The sequence below is a fragment of the Ruegeria sp. BC6 genome (assembly GCF_056539185.1).
On record NZ_JBQFUM010000003.1, the window covers coordinates 359,370 to 378,289 of the forward strand.

Below are 18,920 nucleotides of genomic sequence, written 5' to 3' on the forward strand. Positions count from 1 at the left end.
GGCGGGTATTCGCCGATCTCACGTTTTTGTCGCTTGAGCCTGTTTGTGTCAGGCGTGCTATAATCACGTCAAACACGTAACCCGGAAAAACGGGTGCAGGAGCAGAAGGTGAACCCATGAAAATTTCCAGATTCTTGCTGCCGGTCGGGCTGAGCGCCGCATTTGTGCTGGGGGCCTGTACCGACCCCGGTACGTTGCGGGTTCAGGACGACCCGAACCAGAACGCCAAGCAGGGAGCGTTGCTGGGCGGTCTGATTGGCGCCGGTGTTGGCGCCATCGCCAATGACTCGAACCCTGGGCTGGGTGCCGTTGCCGGTGCGGCCATCGGTGCTGCCGGCGGCGGGTTGATCGGCAACCAGTTGGACCGGCAGGCAGCCGAACTGCGTCAGCAACTGGCCAATGACGGTATCACGATCGTCAACGCCGGAGACCGGCTGATCGTCACGGTCCCGAATGACATCACCTTCGACACCGACAGCGCCACGGTCCGGCCTGCGCTGAGAGCGGATCTGGTCCGCGTGGGGCAAAACCTGGTGAACTATCCCAACTCGAACGTACAGATCATCGGGCACACCGACAGCGATGGTGAAGCCGGCTACAATCAGATCCTGTCCGAACGCCGCGCCAATGCGGTGGCGGATGTTCTACAGGCCAATGGCGTCAGCTATGCGCGCATTGCCACGATCGGCCGCGGTGAAAACCAACCGATCGCCTCGAACCTGACGCCCGAGGGCAAGGCGCAGAACCGCCGGGTCGAGATCGTGATCGTGCCAAGCGGCAACGCCTGAGCCGATCAACAGCCAACCGCCGGGGGCCGCCGCGAGCGGCCCCTTTCTTTTTGCACATTGACTGCGCGTCAGGCGGGCTATGGTTTGCGGTCGGGATGACTAAACTGCAGCCGAAACACATGACGGAGATATCCTGATGTCCGAACCGATCCTTCTGGGCCTGTCCGGCTCGTTGCGGCAGAACGCCACCAATCGACGCCTGATCCGTGAAGCGGCGCGCCTGTTCGGCGCGGGAACGTTCATCGAAGCTGATCTGAATCTGCCACTCTATGATGGAGATGCTGAGGAGGCCGAGGGGATCCCGGCCGAAGTTCGGATCCTGGCGGATCAGATCGCCGGTGCCCATGCGGTGGTCATTTCCACTCCGGAATACAACAAGGGGCCGTCAGGCGTTCTGAAGAACGCGCTGGACTGGGTCAGCCGGACCAAGGGCAATCCCTGGGCCGACAAACCGGTTGCGGTGATGTCCGCAGCGGCGGGCCGGGCCGGAGGCGAACGGGCGCAGATGATCCTGCGGTCTTTCATGGTGCCGTTTCAGCCGCGCATCCTGCAGGGCCCCGAAATTCATCTGGCCGACAGCTCGAACGAGTTCGACGATGCAGGTCGATTGCGCAGCGACCGGTACGAACGGACGCTGGGCCAGTTGATGGAGAAGCTGCGGGCCGAAGCGGGTTTCTGAGCCTTGTCGGGCTGGCCGAGCCTGCTTAGGGTGCGGACATGACGGATCAAGTTTCCTCGGAAATTCAGCACGACGTGATGGACCCTGCCCGGGCGGCGGCGTTTCAGGTGGCGTTGGGGCAGGCACCTTCGATCGGGATGGGCACGTCGCTGCCGCCGTTCTTTCACCAGCTGTATTTCTGGTCGCCGCGCCCGCCCGAGGGCTTGGGGCGCGACGGCCATCCCGTGGTGGGCGAAGGGCTCGTCCCCGACCTCGGTCTTCCGCGTCGGATGTGGGCCGGTGGGCGATTACGGTTCGCCGCTCCGCTGATTGCTGGCACACGAGCCGAACGCTGCTCGACCTTGAGCAATGTGAGCACCAAAACTGGACGGACCGGGCCCTTGGGGTTTGTGACCCTCAAGCACGAAATCTGGCAGGACGATACGCTGTGCCTGACCGAATGGCAGGACCTTGTTTATCGCGAGGATCCGTCGGCTGATGCACCAAAACCAGAGGCCTCGGTTGCCCGGACGGACGAAACAGACCTGCGCCAGGTCGCGTTCGACACCACGCTGCTGTTTCGGTACTCGGCGCTGACTTTCAATGGCCACCGCATCCACTATGACCTTGACTATGCCCGCGATGTCGAAGGCTATGCCGGGCTGGTGGTTCATGGACCGCTTCTGGCGCAGCATCTGATGCTGCTCGCCACTGATCTCATGGGGCCGCTGGCCGAGTTTTCCTTTCGCGCGTCCTCTCCGCTGATGCATCTCGAGGCTGCCACGCTGTGCCGAAACGGGAACGATTTTTGGGTCCGCGGTCCTGACGGTCGGCAGTGCATGCAGGCCGTGGCCCTTCCACGGTCACAGTGACGCCTCGGGGCGGAAGCCTTCGGGGATCGAATCCTGTCCGTCCAATACAAGGTCTGCCATGATCTCGGCCACCTTTGGGGCCATGCCGAACCCGATCTTGAAGCCGCCATTGGCAATGAACTGGCCCTTGTGCAGCGGGTGTGCGCCCAGCATCGGCGCTCTGCTCTTGCTGCGGGGGCGGACTCCGGCCCAACGCTCGATCACTTCCGCGCCGTTTAGAACGGGAACCGCCTGCAACGCGCGCTGGATCACATCGTCAAGCGCAGCATCGGTGCCGGTCGGGTCGTCATAGTCCCGCTCGGACGTCGAGCCGATGGCCAGTGTCCCGTCGGCGTGGGGCACGAAATGGATCGACTCCGCAAACAGCTGCGGCACCTGGCCCGCGTCGAACCGCAGCAGTGCCGCCTGTCCCTTGACCCCGTTTCCGACCGCCTTGCCGAAAGCATCGGACAGTTCCAACAGGCCGGACACCCCGGTCGCATGAATGACTGCCCCGGTGTCCGGGGCCTCGGGCACGACCTCAACCCCCATCACGGCCAGCGCGGCCACCAGCGCGGCGCAGGCCCGGCGTGGATGCATGCGTGCACTCAACGTATCGTGGATGACGAAACCCGTTGCGCTGGGCGGGCACCATGATCCGACCGAGCGCGCCTCGACCACGGTCCATTCAGCCCGACCCTGCCAAAGGTCGCGGGCCGAGGCCGCACGCTGATGCGCCAGGTCGAGGTTCTTTGGGTCGTTGATGGGCTGGATCCGCCCCAGACGCGCATAGCCGGGCGAAACGCCGCCGGTGGCCTCCACCTGTCGCCAAAACGGTTCGGCCATCAGCAGGCTTTCGAATTGGAATGCTTTCTTGTCGTTCCAGTTTTCCGGAACGTGCGGGGCAAGGGCACCCACCAGCCCGCCGCTGGACCCTGAACCAGCGCCGTAGGGATCGACGACCCGGACCCTGGCGCCACGTCGCGCACAGGTCCAGGCGATGGACAGGCCGAATATCCCAGCCCCGCGGATCGTCACATCGACCATTGCCAATCCCCTTTTCCTTGTTCAGTGTCGCGCCGCTTAGCTACAGGAATTCCCGATGGCAGACCAGCGCGCCAAATTGTCGTGGAGGGATGAGACAGTCCCTGTTTCTGATCGTTTCGACGACCCCTATTTCAGCCTTCAGAACGGACTGGAGGAGACCCGTCATGTCTTTTTGCAAGGCAACGATCTGCCCGCTCGCTTTGCCCCCGGTTTTCACATCGCCGAGCTGGGGTTCGGAACCGGACTGAACATGCTGACCGCTTGGTCGGAATGGGAGAAGTCCGGACAATCGGGTCCGCTGACGTTCACCAGTTTCGAAGCCTTTCCGATGGCCCCTGCCGATATGAAGCGCGCGCTTGCGGCCTTTCCCGAGCTGGCGCCCTGGGCCGACCGGTTCCTTGACCGATGGCAGGGTGGCGGCTGTGATTTGGACACGCTGCGTCTGACCGTGATCGAAGGTGATGCCCGCCAGACCCTGCCTGTTTGGGACGGGCTCGCCGATGCCTGGTTCCTGGATGGGTTCTCGCCCGCCAAGAACCCTGAGCTGTGGCAGCCGGAACTGATACGGCAAGTGGCGATCCATACAGCGCCCGAAGGGACGGCTGCCACCTACACCGCAGCCGGGTTCGTGCGGCGTGGGTTGCAGGATGCCGGGTTTTCAGTATCCCGCGCGCCGGGATACGGCCGCAAACGGCACATGACGCGGGCGACCAAGGCATGACCCAGACAAACAACGTGCGGGCGGGTATTGCCCTGATGCTCGCGGCCACGATCGTGTTTGCGCTGCAGGACGGCATCTCGCGCCATCTGGCGGGCACGTACAACACCTACATGGTGGTCATGCTGCGATACTGGTTCTTTGCGGCTTTCGTGATTGCCTTGGCGGCGCGTGCACCCGGTGGTCTGGCGGCCGCCGCCCGGACGCGGCAACCGGGCCTGCAGATCCTGCGCGGCCTGCTGCTTGCCGGCGAGATCTGCGTCGCTGTCTACGGCTTTACCATTCTCGGCCTGATCGAGAGCCAGGCGGTGTTCATCTGTTATCCGCTTCTGGTCGCCGCGCTCAGCGGCCCTGTGCTGGGCGAGAAGGTCGGCTGGCGGCGCTGGTCGGCCATCGGGGTCGGATGCGTCGGCGTGCTGATCATTCTGCAGCCCGGCATGGGCGTTTTCAATCCGTGGGCAGTGATCCCCCTGATCTCGGCGCTGATGTTTGCGTTCTACGGTCTGCTGACCCGCTATGCCGCGCGTCAGGACAGCACCGCAACCAGCTTCTTCTGGACCGGGATCGTCGGAGCATTGATCATGACCTGCATCGGCCTGTGGTTCTGGGAGCCGATGGTGCCGCGGGATTGGTTCTGGATGGGGCTGCTGTGCATTACCGGCGTTCTGGGGCATTGGCTGCTGATCAAGTGCTACGAGATGGCCGAGGCCAGCGCCGTACAGCCCTTTGCCTATTTCCACCTGATGTGGAGCGCAATCCTAGGCATCACGATATTTGACGAGACCCTGCGCCCCGCGGTGGTCGCGGGGGCGGGGCTGGTAGTGGCGGCGGGTCTGTTCACCCTATGGCGCGAACGCAGACAGGGTTGATCCGACCAACTCCTGCGAGAAGGGGATCGGCAGCGCGGGTTTGCCCAACCTTGCGCGGTAAACAGGCAGGCTCTCGGTCACCCGCATCACATAGTTGCGGGTCTCGTTGAATGGGATCGTCTCGATCCAGTCGACGATATCCACCGCGCCGGTTCGCGGGTCGCCGTAGCGGTCCATCCATGATTTCGGGCGATTGGGGCCGGCATTGTAACCTGCGGCCATCATCACGACGTTGCCGTTGAATTCGTCAGCCAGCCCGGCCAGATAATTTGCCCCCAGTTTGGCGTTGTATCGCCAATCCGAGGTCAAACGTCCCGTCTGATGGCCGCTGAGAATGCCCAGTTCCTGCGCGACCAGCTTGGCGGTCGCAGGCATCACCTGCATCAGGCCGCGCGCGCCGGCACCGCTGATCACGACCGGGTCAAATTCGCTTTCGCGGCGGGCGATGGCCAGGGTCATTTCCTTGGCCATTGGCAATCCGATATCCGCAACGGGATGGACTGGATAATACGCGGCGGGCAATACGACTCCATTCGTCGCGGCCCGTTTGGCGATCATCACCGCCAGATGCGGCTCCTTCAACTCGACCGCCAGATCACCCAGCTGGCCGGCCTGCACCGGATCCAGGCTCTCGACCAGGTGCGTCAGGAACCGTTCGCCCAATTCCGGCTCACCAGCTCGTATCAGCAGCAGCCCCGCCTCAAGCACACTGGACTTGGCGAACTCGGCTTGTTTCCAATGGGGCGCCCGGCGCGGGTTAGCTAGGTCGCTGTCAAATGGCCGTCCGATCTGTTCTGCAGCCAACAGGCCATAGAACGAGGTCTGGTAGTCGGCGCCGATTGCATAAGCCTCGTAGGCTTTCTCGGCGTTTCCGGTTGCGGCGTGGGCCCGGCCCAACCAATACCCGCCCCGACCCATCGAGATCGGAGACTTCACAGCCCCCAGGAAGTTCTGGAAATGCCGAACGGCTGTGGCCGGGTCGTTCAGCTTGCGCAAAGCTAGGAAACCCGACAGCCACTCGAGGTCGGCATAACCATACCCCATCTCGGGTGTCATGTGGTGATTGGCGGCGATGGCATAGGCCCGGTTCGCATCACCCTGACGCATTTCCAGCCGAGCAAGCCTGCGCCGTCCTTCGGCCCACTTGTCGGGTTCGCCCAGTGCCTGCGGGCTGGTCGAGCGCGCCAGCATCAGGTCAATGGCACTGTCGTCCAGCTCTTTGCGGTCCCGCCATACGAACCGGTCAAAGGCCAGCCCCGGATCATCGGCAAGCGCCTTTGGAACGGCGGCAACCTTGCCATCCACGCCGGGTTGGCGCTTTTGCAGGGCGATCCGCGCTTCGGCCAGTTTGCGGTAGTCTTCGCTGACCAGCGGCAGCATCTGGGCCGAGCTGATCAGATGACCATCCCACAGCATCCGGTCCAGACGAGCCTCGTGATGCGGTTTCAGCAGTGATCCGAAGTTCTGAACGTAGTCCTGCTGCAGGCCCGAGCCCATCGGCATTGTCCGCCAGGCAGTGACGATATCCGCCTCGGCCTCACCGGTTCGGCCCTTGGCCTTCAGTGCCACGGCATAGTTCAGAGCTCCTTCGGCGGTCTGCGGGGGGGTGTCCTTGTAGAACTTCAGCACCCGGTCCGGGTCCGCGCCGGTAAAGGACGGCTCGCTTTTGCGGCGCAGCCAGGCAAGGCCCGGCCAGTCGGGCCGCCGGTCCAGAAAGACCAGAACATCGCCCGAGCTGCCGAACCCTTGGCGCAGCCAGTGCCACACGATGATGTCGCGCGCGACCGAGCCGCGGGTGCCGGCCACGCGCAAGGCGGCGTTCCAGTCGCCTTTGCGCATTTCGGACATTGCGGCCCGAAGATCGGACACCGCATCGGCCCGCACGGCCTGAGTTTGAAGCGTCAAAGCTAGAATCATCGTCGCCATCAGCGACAGAATCCGTGTCATCCCTTGCATTTCCCGACCAACCGAGGATACAGCCATTCAGGATAAACCTTGCGCCGCCGGGATCAACTCAAGAAACCTAAATTCGTGTCGGCCCGCGACGCACATCACACGATTGAACCTCAAGGAGCGTTCCATGTTCAAAGGCTCGATGCCAGCTCTCGTCACCCCGTTCCGCAACGGCGAGTTGGACCTGGATACGCTCAAACAATTGGTGGAATGGCAGATTGCCGAAGGGTCGACCGGTCTGGTGCCCGTCGGCACGACCGGCGAAAGCCCGACGCTGAGCCACGAGGAACACGAAACCGTAGTGGCCGAGGTGGTCAAGGCCGCCGCGGGGCGCGTGCCGGTCATCGCCGGGGCCGGGTCGAACAATACGGTCGAAGCCATCCGGTTCGTGCGATTCGCACAGAAAGTGGGTGCGGATGCGGCATTGGTCGTCACGCCCTACTACAACAAGCCGACTCAGAAAGGCCTGTTGTCCCATTTTCGGGCGCTGCATGACTGTGCGGATATTCCGATCATCATCTACAACATCCCGGGCCGCTCGGTCATCGACATGAACCCGGACACCATGGGTGCGCTGGCGCAACTGCCTCGGATCATCGGTGTCAAGGACGCCACGGGCGATCTTGCCCGCGTCAGCCAGCAGCGCGCTGCCTGCGGCAAAGACTTCTGCCAGCTTTCTGGTGAGGACGCGACGGCCCTGGGTTTCAACGCTCATGGTGGCGTTGGCTGTATCTCGGTCACCGCGAACGTGGCCCCAAAGCTGTCCGCCGAGTTCCAGCAGGCGACCCTGTCGGGCGACTATGCGACGGCGCTGGAATATCAGGATCGGTTGATGCCGCTGCACGAGGCCATATTCATCGAACCGGGCCTGGTGGGTGCGAAATACGCGCTCAGCAAACTGGGACGCTGCACCGAAGAAGTGCGGTCGCCGCTGACGACGCTGGAAGACAGCACAAAGGCCGCGATTGATGCCGCGATGGAGCATGCGGGCCTGATCTGATCAGGCGCGTTCCGAAAGTAAAAGGGCGGTGTCCGGGAGAACCGGCACCGCCCTTTGCTTGCGTGCAGAGCGACTTAGCGCTTGCCGTAGTACAGCCCGACCACATGTTCGGCCTGGGCAAAGAACAGCCAGCGCGAGGTTGCGATACCCGCCATATGAGACAGCACCGCCAGCGCTCCGACCAGGTGGTTGAACGGAAGGATCAACAGACCGACGGGAACCACGAAGGCCAAGGCAAAGGAAATGGCCCGCAGCTTGTCTGCGTGTTTGCGTCCGACAACGTGAACGAATTCGCGCAGCAGATAGTTGGTTCCGGTATGCGGCGGTTCAAACGCGCGGACAGAACCCCGGTCGCCAAGGCCAGTTGCCGTACCAAGGTTGGTTCCCGAGTTGGCCAAGGCCTGATCGCCCGAACGCCAGTACAGAATCTGAACCAGCGCGGCGATCAACAGCAGCGGGATCGCAAATGCGGTCTGCCCCGCCAGAAGCGCGCCACCGGCCACGCTGAAGCTCAGAAACATTACGGGCGTCAGTGTCAGGTTCCACCGTGGGATCGTCTTGAGTTGCGTGTAGATCATCGAGGTCGTGAATACGGTCGCCAATGAGAGCAGCGAACCGATCAGACCCAGACCGGACCAGCGTTGGTCCAGAAAGATCGCGCCGATCGCATAGAGCCCCATGACCAACAGGGCCAGAACTGCGCACCAGCCCTCGCGGCTGAGCCAGCTTGTCTTCCATTGGGTGAACGCCTTGAGCGCGCGCTCGGCGTGGCCGAGGTGAAAGGTCGAGGCCATGAGCCCTCCCACGGACAGCGCATAGGCGATGGCGAAGAACACGAAGGCCACCCAGCCCGAGACATTCGGAAAGCCGAGGCCCAGGAAAAACAGCAGGCCGAAGCCCAGCCCCGACAGAGTGGTGAACAGGATGACGGAAGGTGCGGGATGCATGTCAGAGCTTCTCCAATGCCTTGTCCAGCCAGCCAAGGAAGCCCTTGGGTTCTTCGGCGACGGGCGCCAGCAGGGGCGCCAGGATGTCGATCTGCTCTTCGACCGTATCCTTGGGGCGGGGTGGCAGGTATTTGTTGACCGGTTTGGTGCCCATTTCGGGCATCAGATCCATTCCGCCGCGCTCGGCCACCAGTTGGCTGACCGCGCTGTCGGGGTCGCCCAAGTCACCGAAATGGCGGGCCCCCGCGGGGCAGGTCCGCACGCAGGCGGGAACGCGGTCTTCCTCGGGCAGGTTGTCGTTGTAGATGCGATCGACGCAAAGGGTGCATTTCTTCATGACGCCCTCTGCGGCGTCCAGTTCGCGCGCGCCATAGGGGCAGGCCCAGGCGCACAGGCCACAGCCGATGCAGTCGCTTTCGTTGACCAGCACGATCCCGTCCTCGACCCGCTTGTAACTGGCGCCGGTGGGGCAGACGGTGACGCAGGGCGCATCCTCGCAATGCAGGCAGGATTTCGGGAAATGGATCAGCTGGGCGGCACCTTCGGCCGGCTGTACCTCGTAGGAGTGCACCCGGTTCAGGAATGTGCCCGAGGGGTCCGCGCCATAGGCGTCCTGATCGGACAGGGGGGCGCCGTAGTTCTCGGTGTTCCAGCCCTTGCAGGAGATCACGCAGGCATGACAGCCGACGCAGGTATCCAGGTCAATGACCAGGCCCATTTTTCGCTCGGTGGATTGGGGAAGTTGGGTCATGGCGTCTGCTCTTTGTCGAGGGCCGGGGCCGAAAGGGGGGCAGCCCCCTCCTGAGTCGCTCGGCTCAATCTATCCCGGGGATATTTTGGGCCAAATGGAGTGTGGCGCTGGGTCATTTGCCAACCTTCCATGCAAGATCCTTGGGGCCGGTGCCGACCGGAGATTTGATTGACGGGAATTCCGGCTGGCTTTGGGCGTCTGCCGGTGCTTCGGCTTTTTCGATCTTGACCTTGAGGTCAAACCACGCGGCCTGTCCGGTGATCGGGTCGGAATTGGCCCAGCGCAGACCGTCGCCCTTGGGCGGCAGCAATTCGTGGATCAGGTGGTTGAGCAGGAATCCTTTGGTCGCCTCGGGCGCGTCGGGCTGCAGCGCCCACGTGCCCTTGCGTTTGCCGATGGCGTTCCATGTCCAGACGGTGTTGTCGTTCAACGCCGCCATTTCCATCACCGGCACAGTGATTTCTCCGTGCGGAGAACTGACTTTGGCCCAGTCCCCGTCCTTCAGTCCGTGTTCGCGCATCAGCTTGGTGGGAACATAAAGCGGGTTGCGCCCGTGCAGTTGCCGCAACCAGGCATTCTGCGTGCCCCAGCTGTGATACATCGCCATGGGGCGCTGGGTCAGGGCGTTTACGGTGAAGCCTTCGTTTCCGGTCTGGTCGGTCTCGTACCAGATCGGAAGCGGGTCCATGGTTTCCGTGATGCGGCCGCGCAGGTGGTCGGGGGGCTGGCGGTCACCATGGCCTTCGGCGGCCAGCTGGAACTTGCGCATCGGTTCGGAATAGAGCTGGAACAGGTAGGGTTGCGGGCTGTCATACAGGCCCATTCCCACTGCCCAGTCCTGATAGGCGGCGTTCCAGGGTTTGTAGAACAGGGCCTCGTCCGGGATGTGTTCCAGGTAGAAGCCGCCATTCTCGATATAGCGGTCCAGTTGGTTCGGGTTCACGTCGCCTCGACCCACCTGCGAGCCATCTGCGCCGCGGAATCCAGCCAGTGGGCCGATGCCTGGCTTGCGCTGATGGTTGACCATGTAGTCAGCGTAGTCCGTATACTTGGCCGAGCCGTCCTCATCGGTGAAACCCGGCAGACCCAGCTTGTTGGCCAGCTGGATCAGCACCGTCTGAAATCCGCGCACGTCGCGATCGGGTTCGATCACCGGCCAGCGGATCGCATCTGCGGCGCCGTCGGCCTCGCAGATCGGGCGGTCGAGGAGCGAGATGCAGTCATGCCGCTCCAGATAGGTGGTGTCGGGCAGGATCAGGTCGGCATAGGCCACCATTTCCGAGGAATAGGCATCGGAGTAGATGATCCGCGGAATCACGTAGTCTCCGTTGTCATCCTTGTCCGTCAGCATTTCGATCACGCCCTTGGTGTTCATGGTCGAGTTCCAGGACATGTTGGCCATGTACATGAACAGCGTGTCGATCTTGTAAGGATCGCCCGCGTGAGCGTTCGAGATCACCATGTGCATCAGCCCGTGGCTGGACATCGGGTTTTCCCAGGTAAAGGCCTTGTCGATGCGCGCCGGGCTGCCATCGGCCTTCAGGGCCAGATCTTCGGGGCCGCGCACGAAACCCAGATGCGGGCCGTCCAAGGGCGAGTTTGGCGTGACCTTGCAATGGGGGGTCGGGTGTGCTTCGACCGGCTTCGGATAGGGCGGCTTGAAGCGGAACCCACCCGGGACTTCGACCGTACCAAGCAGGATCTGCAGCACGTGCAGCGCGCGGCAGGTCTGGAATCCGTTGGCATGGGCCGAAACGCCGCGCATCGCGTGCATGGCCACCGGCCGGCCGATCATCTTGCTGTGCTTTTCGCCCCGGAAGTCAGTCCATTCCTGTTCCAGCTCAAAGGCCTCGTCAAAGGCGACGCGCGCCAGTTCACCGGCGATGGCGCGGATCCGGCTGGCGGGTATGCCGCATTCTTCGGCCACCGCTTCGGGGGCGTATTCGTCGCTGAGGTATTTTTCCGCCATCAGGTGAAAGACCGGCCGGTGGGTGATGCCGTCCATTTCATAGGTGGCGGTCAGGTCCGGCCGGACGCCCGGTTTGTCGAAGGCCGTCGGTTGCCCCGTGACCCGGTCAATCACCAACGGCTTGCCGTCCGCGTCCCGCAGAAACAGGCCCTTTTCAGGACCTTCGGCGGCATTCATCAGGACAGGGGCGTTGGTATAGCGGCTCAGGTAATCCAGGTCGATCCTGCCGGCTTTCATCAACACATGGATCAGCGACAGGATGAATAGCCCGTCGGTCCCGGGCGTGATGCCGACCCAGTCATCGGCCACTGCGTTGTAGCCGGTGCGGATCGGGTTCACCCCGATCACGCGGGCACCGCGCGCCTTGATCTTGCCGATACCCATCTTGATCGGGTTGCTGTCATGGTCTTCTGCCACGCCGAACAGCATGAACAGCTTGGTGCGGTCCCAATCGGGCTGGCCGAATTCCCAGAACGCGCCGCCCATCGTGTAGATTCCGCCGGCCGCCATGTTGACCGAGCAGAAACCGCCATGGGCCGCATAGTTGCAGGTGCCGAAATTCTGGGCCCAGAAGCTGGTGAAGGATTGCGACTGGTCGCGGCCGGTGAAAAAGGCGAGCTTCTCGGGGTTGTCCTCGCGCAACGGTTTGAGCCAGCCGACGGCGATGTCCAACGCTTCGTCCCAGCTTATTTCCTCGAACTCACCTGACCCGCGCGGACCCACCCGCTTGAGCGGAGCGCGCAGGCGTGACGGGGCGTTGACCTGCATGATGCCCGCGCTGCCTTTGGCGCACAGAACCCCCTTGTTCACCGGGTGGTCACGGTTGCCCTCGATGTAAGCGACCTTGCCATCCTTCATGTGGACGTTGATCCCGCATCGGCAGGCACACATGTAGCAGGTTGTCTTGCGAACCTCGTCCGAGACCTTGGGAGACGTGTCGAGGATTGGCTGCTGATGGGTCATTTGCGGATCCAGTCGTTTGCGTCGGGACGAACTTGTCACTTTCAGCCCGGATTTAGAATACTGTTCTGACGATGGCGCCAGATTTGATGGTCATGTTCCCAATGCCTGCAGCACGGTCACGGCGATCATCTGTTCGACATCCTCGGCGCTGCAGCCGCGGGACAGATCATTCGCCGGTCGGGCCAGACCCTGCAGCACCGGACCGATCGCCATGTATCCACCGATCCTCTGGGTGATCTTGTAGCTGATGTTTCCCGCGTCCAGATTGGGAAAGATCATGACGTTGGCCTTGCCGGCCACAGTGGATCCCGGAGCCTTCTTCTGGCCGACGGGGGGGTGGAAAGCTGCGTCGAATTGCAGCTCGCCGTCGACGTGCAGCTCGGGATGCTGTTCGCGCAATAGACGTGTTGCCTCGGTGACCTTGTCGACACCGGGATGACTTGCACTGCCTTTGGTCGAAAAGCTCAGCATCGCCAGTGACGGCTGTTCCCGCAGGATGGCCCGGGCCGACTGGGCCGAGGCCGCCGCGATATGGGCCAGTTCCGATGCGGTCGGATCAATCACGAGCCCGCAATCGGAAAACAGCATCGCGCGCGCATCAAGTCCGCCCGGATCCGGCGGGTACATCAGGAAAAACGAGGACACCAATCCGGCATCCGGGGCCAGGCCGATCACCTGAATCGCCGTACGGACCACATCACCGGTCGTGTGAACAGCGCCGCCGACCGTTCCCGTGGCGCGCCCCGTCCGGACCAGCATGGCCGAGTAAACCAAGGGCGTTTCGGCCGCGGACCGGGCCGACGCCGCATCAACGCCCTTGTGCCGGCGCAGATCGTGGTAGATGGCCGCGAACTCCTCGGTCAGCGGCGACTCGGTCGGGTCATGGATGGAAAGGTCATCGCCCGGTGCGGCGCCCTGCGCCAGAAGCTCGGTCTCGATTTCTGCCCGCGGACCGACAAGGATGATGTCGGACAGCCCTGCGGACCGGGCGGCAAGCGCCCCCGCAACGATGCGGGGATCACTGCCTTCGCTCAGAGCAACGATTGGCCGGATTGCCGGAGCTTGCTGACGCAACAACTCGATGGGTGTCAGGGTCATCCGCTCCAGCTCCGTTCCCGCTCAGACCTGCTGCGGCACCATATCGTCGGCCGAAATGCCGGCCACCGCCACGGGCTTTTTCATCGCGTCGCGGCGGAACGGTTCACCCAGTTCCTGGTTGATCAGGGCTTCGATCAGGGTGGTGATGCCGTTCTTCTGGTCTTCGATGGCCTGATTCAGGGCGGCGGTCAGCTCGTCCATGGTGCGGGCGACGACACCCTTCAGGCCGCAGGCTTGAGCGATGCCGGCATAGGACACTTTGGTGTCCAGTTCGGTGCCCACGAAGTTGTCGTCGAACCACAGGGTCGAGTTGCGTTTTTCCGCGCCCCACTGGTAGTTGCGGAACACGATCTGAGTCACGGCAGGCCATTCCTCGCGGCCGATGGCGGTCAGCTCGTTCACCGCGATGCCGAAGGCGCCGTCACCGGCAAAACCCACTACGGGCACGTCCGGGCAGCCGATCTTGGCGCCGACGATGGCGGGCAGGCCATATCCGCACGGTCCGAACAGGCCGGGGGCCAGATACTTGCGACCTTCCTCAAAGGACGGGTAGGCGTTGCCGATGGCGCAGTTGTTGCCGATGTCCGAGCTGATGATGGCTTCTTTCGGCAGCGCGGCCTGGATGGCGCGCCATGCCATGCGGGGGCTCATCCAGTCGGGCTTGGCCGCGCGTGCGCGCTCGTTCCAGCTGGTACCGGGATCGTCGTCCTCGTGGTCCATGCTGCTGAGCTGCTGGGCCCAACGCGACTTCTTCTCGGCAATCTTGGCCTTGCGCTCGGCGCGGCCTTCGTCTCCGGCCGTGTCGCTCAGCTGCGCCAGGATGCCATTTGCCACCTTGGCCGCGTCGCCGACGATACCGACCGAGACCTTCTTGGTCAGGCCGATCCGGTCGGGGTTGATGTCGACCTGGATGATCTTGGCGTCGGCCGGCCAGTATTCCATGCCATAGCCCGGCAGGGTCGAGAACGGGTTCAGGCGGGTGCCGAGGCACAGGACCACGTCGGCTTCCTTGATCAACTCCATCGCTGCCTTGGACCCGTTGTAGCCCAGCGGACCGGCAAACAGCGGATGGCTACCGGGGAAGGCGTCGTTGTGCTGGTAGCCGACGCAAACCGGCGCATCCAACCGCTCGGCCAGGGCCTTCGAGGCCTCGATGCCGCCTTTGGCCAGCACCACGCCCGCTCCGTTCAGGATCACGGGATTCTTGGCGTTCGACAGCAGTTCGGCGGCCTTTGCGACAGCGGTTTCACCGCCTGCGGGACGCTCGAAATCGACGACCGCGGGCAGTTCGACGTCAATGACCTGAGTCCACATGTCACGCGGGATGTTGATCTGAGCCGGGGCGCTGGCGCGCTTGGCTTTCATGATCACGCGGTTCAGAACCTCGGTGACGCGGGATGGATCGCGGACCTCTTCCTGATACGCGACCATGTCCTCGAACAGCTTCATCTGCTCGACTTCCTGAAAGCCGCCCTGTCCGATGGTCTTGTTCGCCGCCTGCGGTGTGACCAGCAGCAGCGGTGTGTGGTTCCAGTAGGCGGTTTTCACGGCAGTGACGAAGTTGGTGATGCCGGGACCGTTCTGCGCAATCATCATCGACATCTTGCCGGTGGCGCGGGTGTAGCCGTCGGCCATCATGCCGGCGCTGCCTTCATGAGCGCAGTCCCAGAACATGATCCCGGCCTTGGGGAACAGGTCCGAGATCGGCATCATGGCCGAGCCGATGATCCCGAACGCGTGTTCGATGCCGTGCATCTGCAGAACCTTAACAAAGGCCTCTTCTGTCGTCATTTTCATTTGGACGCTCTCCAAGCAATGGTGGAAACGGTCAGGCGATACGCCTTGGCTTGCCATTGGTTTTGGCGCAACGGGGGCATCTGGGTTAGGGCCAGACACGGCGCCGGAGTAGGTCCAGTGTGGCCTCAGCAGGCCCGGATTGCGGCCGCAACCCGCCCGATTCCCGCGGGTATCCGGTCAGCCGAGATCGAAGAGTACCCTAGGCGGTAATAGTTCCTGGGCCGATCCGGCCCCGAGAAGAACGCGGCACCGGGCTCGATATGAACACTCTGATTTTGAAGCGTTTTCGCCAGTTCTGCGGTGTCGACATGGTCCGGTGCCTTCATCCACATCGACGATCCACCAAAGACGCCGCGTCCGGCCACGGTCAACCCGTTCGCCTCGATCGCGTCCTCGATCGTCTTGCGCCGCTGCATCAGAGCCTTGGACATACGCCGTATCTGGGCGTCATAGTGCCCGAGCGACAGGAAATAGGCCGCCGTTCGCTGGATATGGCCGGGTGGGTGTCGGAAAACGAGCGATCGCAGCGCACGAGCCTCGCGGATGAACGGTTCGGATCCGACCATGTACCCCAGCCGCAATCCCGGGAACAAAGACTTGGAAAAGCTGCCCACGTAGACCACACGCCCATCCTTGTCCAAGGACTTGAGCGCCGGGGACGGGGCACCCAGGAAGGCCATCTCGAACTCATAGTCATCTTCGACGATCATCGCGTCCAGTTCGCGGGCGCGTTTCAACAGGTCGTGACGCCGGGCGACGGGCATTGTCGCGGTTGTCGGGCATTGGTGGCTGGGCGTGGTGTAGATCACGTCGGTGCCGTCCGGGATGGACTCGGGCGGTAACCCATCCTTGTCCACCCGCAATGGGGTCATCGAGGCATCCGAGCAGCGCATGAGCTCGTGCAGAGCGTAGTAGCTGGGATCCTCGATCGCCGCCTTGCGCCCATGGCCCAGAAGAATGCGCGAGGTCAGCCAAAGGGCGTTCTGAGCGCCCAGCGTGATCAGAATTTCCTCGGGTCGAGCGGCGATACCGCGGCGGGGCAACGTGTGGCGGGCGATGAACTCGATCAGCAACGGATCGTCCTGATCCACGTAGTCGCCGGTCAGCGAGTCGAAATCCTTGTGGCCAAGGGCCCGAACGGCACAGAGGCGCCAGTTCGCATGATCAAACAGGGTGCGGTCGGCCTGGCCGTAGATGAACGGATAGCTGTATTCCCGCCAATCCGGTGGCTTGGCCAGAAAATCACCGTCGGAAAAACGGCGGGCCAGTGCGGTGTCCCAGTTGACGGTTTCTTCGCTGCGCTGAACCGGTGTGTATTTCGGTGGCACCGGCGCGTTCTGTGACACGTAGTAACCGGACCGGCCTTTGGCCGTCAGATAGTCATTTGCCAGCAACTCGGTATAGGCCAGCGTCACGGTGATGCGGCTGACACCCAGATGCGCGGCCAGTTTGCGCGACGACGGCAGTTTCTCACCGACATGAAAGCGGCCTGACAGGATGCCCTCGGCAATCATCTGCTGGATCTGCGCCTGCAGAGTGCCCTGACCGCCCGGTTTCAGAAAGAAGGTATCGACCGAAATTCCCATGCCTCGTTATATGTTGGACTTAAATACAGGGCAATCTGGACTTATTCGGGATCAACGGAAATTTACCCATACGGTTGACACGGGTTTTACTTATCACTAAAAAACTAGAAATCCAGTTTAATGGAGATAACCAAATGTGGGAAAAAGCTGCTGCAGGGTTTTCCGCGATGGGGTCCGAGGCGCGATTGCAGGTGCTCAAGACCCTTGTACGGGCCGGACAGGCCGGTCTGACGGTCGGAGAAATCCAAAGTCGGACCGGGATGGCACCGTCCACCCTGGCTCATCACCTGCGATTCTTGGCGGCGGGCGGCGTGGTCGAGCAGGAGAAATCCGGGCGGACCACAATCAACCGAGCATGTTTCGATGAATTGAGATCACTGGCGCAGTTCATCCTCAGCGAATGCTGCGCGGATGAATCCAGAAAGGTTGCCAACGATGGCTGAATTGACCCAATCCCCGAAGGCCGTTGGTCAAACCCTGTCCGGTCTGCTGAAGGCACCCTGGGCCCTGATCGTGGCGATCCTTGTGCTTGTGGTAATTCTGGACCCAGGCAATTGGGTGAACGTCACGACTTTTGCAGCCAAGGCTCTGGTGCACACCGGTCAGTACATCCTGTTTGCAGTGCTGTTGCTGTCCTACCTCAAGGCCAGCGGGGCCGAGACTATGGTTGCCCGGGCCTTCGAGGGCCGCGAAACCCGGATGATCCTGCTGGCCGCGTTGTTCGGCGGGTTGGCTCCGTTCTGCTCTTGCGAGGTGATCCCGTTCATCGCAGGCCTGCTCGCATTGGGTGCGCCCTTGTCGGCGGTCATGGCCTTCTGGCTAAGCTCGCCGTTGATTGACCCGCCCACGCTTTTGATCACGGCGGGCGCTTTGGGCTGGCCGTTTGCGATCGGCAAAGCCGTTGCAGCCGTTGCACTGGGATTGTTCGGCGGGTTCGCGGTGCGTTTTCTCATGCGTCAGGGTGCCTTTGCCCAACCTTTGCGCCACTATGAACCGGCCGGATGCTGTGGCTGCGGTCCGAAGAAAGACAAGCTGCTTTGGCGCTTTTGGCAAGAGCCCGAACGCCGCGTCCGGTTCCGTCGGGAATTCGTGCAGAACGGCCTGTTCCTGCTGAAGTGGCTCGCTCTGGCCTATGTGCTCGAGGCGCTGCTTGTCAGCTATGTTCCGGCTGATCTGATCGCGCGGCTGGTTGGTGGCGACGGTGCCTTGCCGATCGTGATCGCCGCCTTTGTCGGGATGCCGGCCTACCTGAATTCGTATGTCGCGCCGCCTCTTCTGGCCGGCCTGATGGAGCAGGGGATGAGCGCGGGCGCGGCGATGTCCTTCATGATCGCCGGGGCCGTCAGTTCCATTCCGGCCATGGCGGCTGTCTGGTCTCTGGTCAAACCCCGTGTGTTCGCAGCCTATATCGGGCTTGGGATTAGCGGAGCCATTGCAGCAGGGATTCTGTTCCAGCTTTTGTAAGAAGAAAACCGCCCGGAGTATTCTTCGGGCGGTTCTGTATATCAGCTTGCGCCGCAGTTGCTTGGCAATTTGAACCGATAGCGCGGTTCGCCGCTGTCCACGAAAACCCGTTTTTCCACACAGGCCGTGGTTCCGACACTGCGCGCGATCGGCGCCTCGGTCGCGGTGATTGAAGTTGCCGATCCGTCCGGCAATCGAACCGACGCGATGACCCCGTTCTTGAGATCACCATTGATTGGCGTAGCCGACAGTACAGGAACGGTCATATACGCTTCGTGTTCGTGTTTCCCATCGCCGCTGAACAGCAGCAGACCGGCAGCTACGGCGATAACGGCCATGCCGCCCAGAATGGCCAGTCCCTTGGTTTTTGCGAAAGCGTAAATCGAAACCGCCCGGTGCGGCCCGAAGATATACGATAGAATGTTCAGCATGGTCCAGTTCCAAAAAGGCCCCGGTCCATC

The 18,920-nt window shown here is 62.5% G+C and carries 17 protein-coding genes; 8 read left to right on the forward strand and 9 right to left on the reverse strand.

Annotation, left to right across the window (positions count from 1 at the left end):
• The first annotated feature begins 116 nt into the window (after positions 1-116).
• The 3 genes from ACR0MM_RS12365 (at position 117) to ACR0MM_RS12375 (ending at position 2,318) form a co-directional block, all read left to right on the forward strand.
• Positions 117-788 carry a YiaD family glycine zipper/OmpA-like lipoprotein gene (locus ACR0MM_RS12365; protein ID WP_170341353.1) on the forward strand — a complete coding sequence of 224 codons (672 nt, stop codon included), beginning with the start codon at positions 117-119 and terminating at the stop codon, positions 786-788.
• Between the two features lie 136 nt (positions 789-924).
• Entirely contained in the window at positions 925-1,467 is a 543-nt protein-coding gene (locus ACR0MM_RS12370; RefSeq protein ID WP_480696439.1) for an NADPH-dependent FMN reductase, read from the forward strand.
• A 38-nt stretch (positions 1,468-1,505) separates the two neighbouring features.
• Positions 1,506-2,318 (forward strand): HTD2 family dehydratase, encoded by an 813-nt coding sequence (locus tag ACR0MM_RS12375; protein WP_480696441.1) that lies wholly within the window; start codon positions 1,506-1,508, stop codon positions 2,316-2,318.
• Here ACR0MM_RS12375 and ACR0MM_RS12380 read toward each other — a convergent pair.
• Entirely contained in the window at positions 2,310-3,344 is a 1,035-nt protein-coding gene (locus tag ACR0MM_RS12380; RefSeq protein WP_480696443.1) for an NAD(P)/FAD-dependent oxidoreductase, read from the reverse strand. The genes ACR0MM_RS12375 and ACR0MM_RS12380 overlap by 9 nt on opposite strands.
• 55 nt (positions 3,345-3,399) lie before the next feature.
• Here ACR0MM_RS12380 and mnmC2 point away from each other — a divergent pair, with 55 nt between their 5' ends.
• Entirely contained in the window at positions 3,400-4,065 is a 666-nt protein-coding gene (gene mnmC2, locus ACR0MM_RS12385; RefSeq protein WP_480696445.1) for a tRNA (5-methylaminomethyl-2-thiouridine)(34)-methyltransferase MnmC2, read from the forward strand.
• On the forward strand, positions 4,062-4,931 hold the full coding sequence (locus ACR0MM_RS12390; protein ID WP_480696447.1) for a DMT family transporter: 870 nt from the start codon (positions 4,062-4,064) through the stop codon (positions 4,929-4,931). The genes mnmC2 and ACR0MM_RS12390 overlap by 4 nt, the downstream gene beginning before the upstream one ends.
• Here ACR0MM_RS12390 and ACR0MM_RS12395 read toward each other — a convergent pair.
• Positions 4,905-6,878, reverse strand: a complete 1,974-nt coding sequence (locus tag ACR0MM_RS12395; protein WP_480696449.1) for a lytic transglycosylase domain-containing protein — start codon at positions 6,876-6,878, stop codon at positions 4,905-4,907. The genes ACR0MM_RS12390 and ACR0MM_RS12395 overlap by 27 nt on opposite strands.
• Positions 6,879-7,011: 133 nt before the next feature.
• Between ACR0MM_RS12395 and dapA the strand changes: the two genes are divergently transcribed.
• Positions 7,012-7,884 carry a 4-hydroxy-tetrahydrodipicolinate synthase gene (gene dapA, locus ACR0MM_RS12400; protein WP_170364973.1) on the forward strand — a complete coding sequence of 291 codons (873 nt, stop codon included), beginning with the start codon at positions 7,012-7,014 and terminating at the stop codon, positions 7,882-7,884.
• 74 nt (positions 7,885-7,958) lie between these two features.
• Here the strand turns inward: dapA and ACR0MM_RS12405 are convergent, their stop codons facing one another.
• From ACR0MM_RS12405 to pdxR, 6 genes are all read right to left on the reverse strand, one after another.
• Positions 7,959-8,831 carry a dimethyl sulfoxide reductase anchor subunit family protein gene (locus tag ACR0MM_RS12405; RefSeq protein WP_170372994.1) on the reverse strand — a complete coding sequence of 291 codons (873 nt, stop codon included), beginning with the start codon at positions 8,829-8,831 and terminating at the stop codon, positions 7,959-7,961.
• A 1-nt stretch (position 8,832) separates the two neighbouring features.
• Entirely contained in the window at positions 8,833-9,582 is a 750-nt protein-coding gene (locus ACR0MM_RS12410; RefSeq protein WP_480696452.1) for a 4Fe-4S dicluster domain-containing protein, read from the reverse strand.
• A 112-nt stretch (positions 9,583-9,694) separates the two neighbouring features.
• The gene (locus tag ACR0MM_RS12415; RefSeq protein ID WP_480696454.1) at positions 9,695-12,514 is read right to left on the reverse strand and encodes a molybdopterin oxidoreductase family protein; all 2,820 of its coding nucleotides are present in this window, start codon (positions 12,512-12,514) and stop codon (positions 9,695-9,697) included.
• A gap of 90 nt (positions 12,515-12,604) precedes the next feature.
• A complete protein-coding gene (gene pta, locus ACR0MM_RS12420) occupies positions 12,605-13,612 on the reverse strand; it encodes a phosphate acetyltransferase (RefSeq protein ID WP_475145059.1) in 1,008 nt (335 codons plus the stop codon).
• A 21-nt stretch (positions 13,613-13,633) separates the two neighbouring features.
• Complete coding sequence (gene xsc / locus ACR0MM_RS12425) at positions 13,634-15,409, reverse strand: sulfoacetaldehyde acetyltransferase (protein WP_093964302.1); 1,776 nt, start codon at positions 15,407-15,409, stop codon at positions 13,634-13,636.
• Between the two features lie 125 nt (positions 15,410-15,534).
• Positions 15,535-16,995: a MocR-like pyridoxine biosynthesis transcription factor PdxR gene (gene pdxR / locus ACR0MM_RS12430; RefSeq protein ID WP_480696456.1), complete on the reverse strand. Its 1,461-nt coding sequence runs from the start codon at positions 16,993-16,995 to the stop codon at positions 15,535-15,537.
• A 134-nt stretch (positions 16,996-17,129) separates the two neighbouring features.
• Here pdxR and ACR0MM_RS12435 point away from each other — a divergent pair, with 134 nt between their 5' ends.
• Together ACR0MM_RS12435 and ACR0MM_RS12440 are read left to right on the forward strand one after the other, a co-directional pair.
• Positions 17,130-17,438, forward strand: coding sequence for an ArsR/SmtB family transcription factor (locus tag ACR0MM_RS12435; protein WP_093964304.1), 309 nt, complete (start codon positions 17,130-17,132; stop codon positions 17,436-17,438).
• A complete protein-coding gene (locus tag ACR0MM_RS12440; RefSeq protein ID WP_480696458.1) occupies positions 17,431-18,459 on the forward strand; it encodes a permease in 1,029 nt (342 codons plus the stop codon). The genes ACR0MM_RS12435 and ACR0MM_RS12440 overlap by 8 nt, the downstream gene beginning before the upstream one ends.
• A gap of 41 nt (positions 18,460-18,500) precedes the next feature.
• Here ACR0MM_RS12440 and ACR0MM_RS12445 read toward each other — a convergent pair whose 3' ends face one another.
• Positions 18,501-18,890, reverse strand: a complete 390-nt coding sequence (locus ACR0MM_RS12445) for a hypothetical protein (protein ID WP_480696460.1) — start codon at positions 18,888-18,890, stop codon at positions 18,501-18,503.
• Between the last annotated feature and the right edge of the window lie 30 nt (positions 18,891-18,920).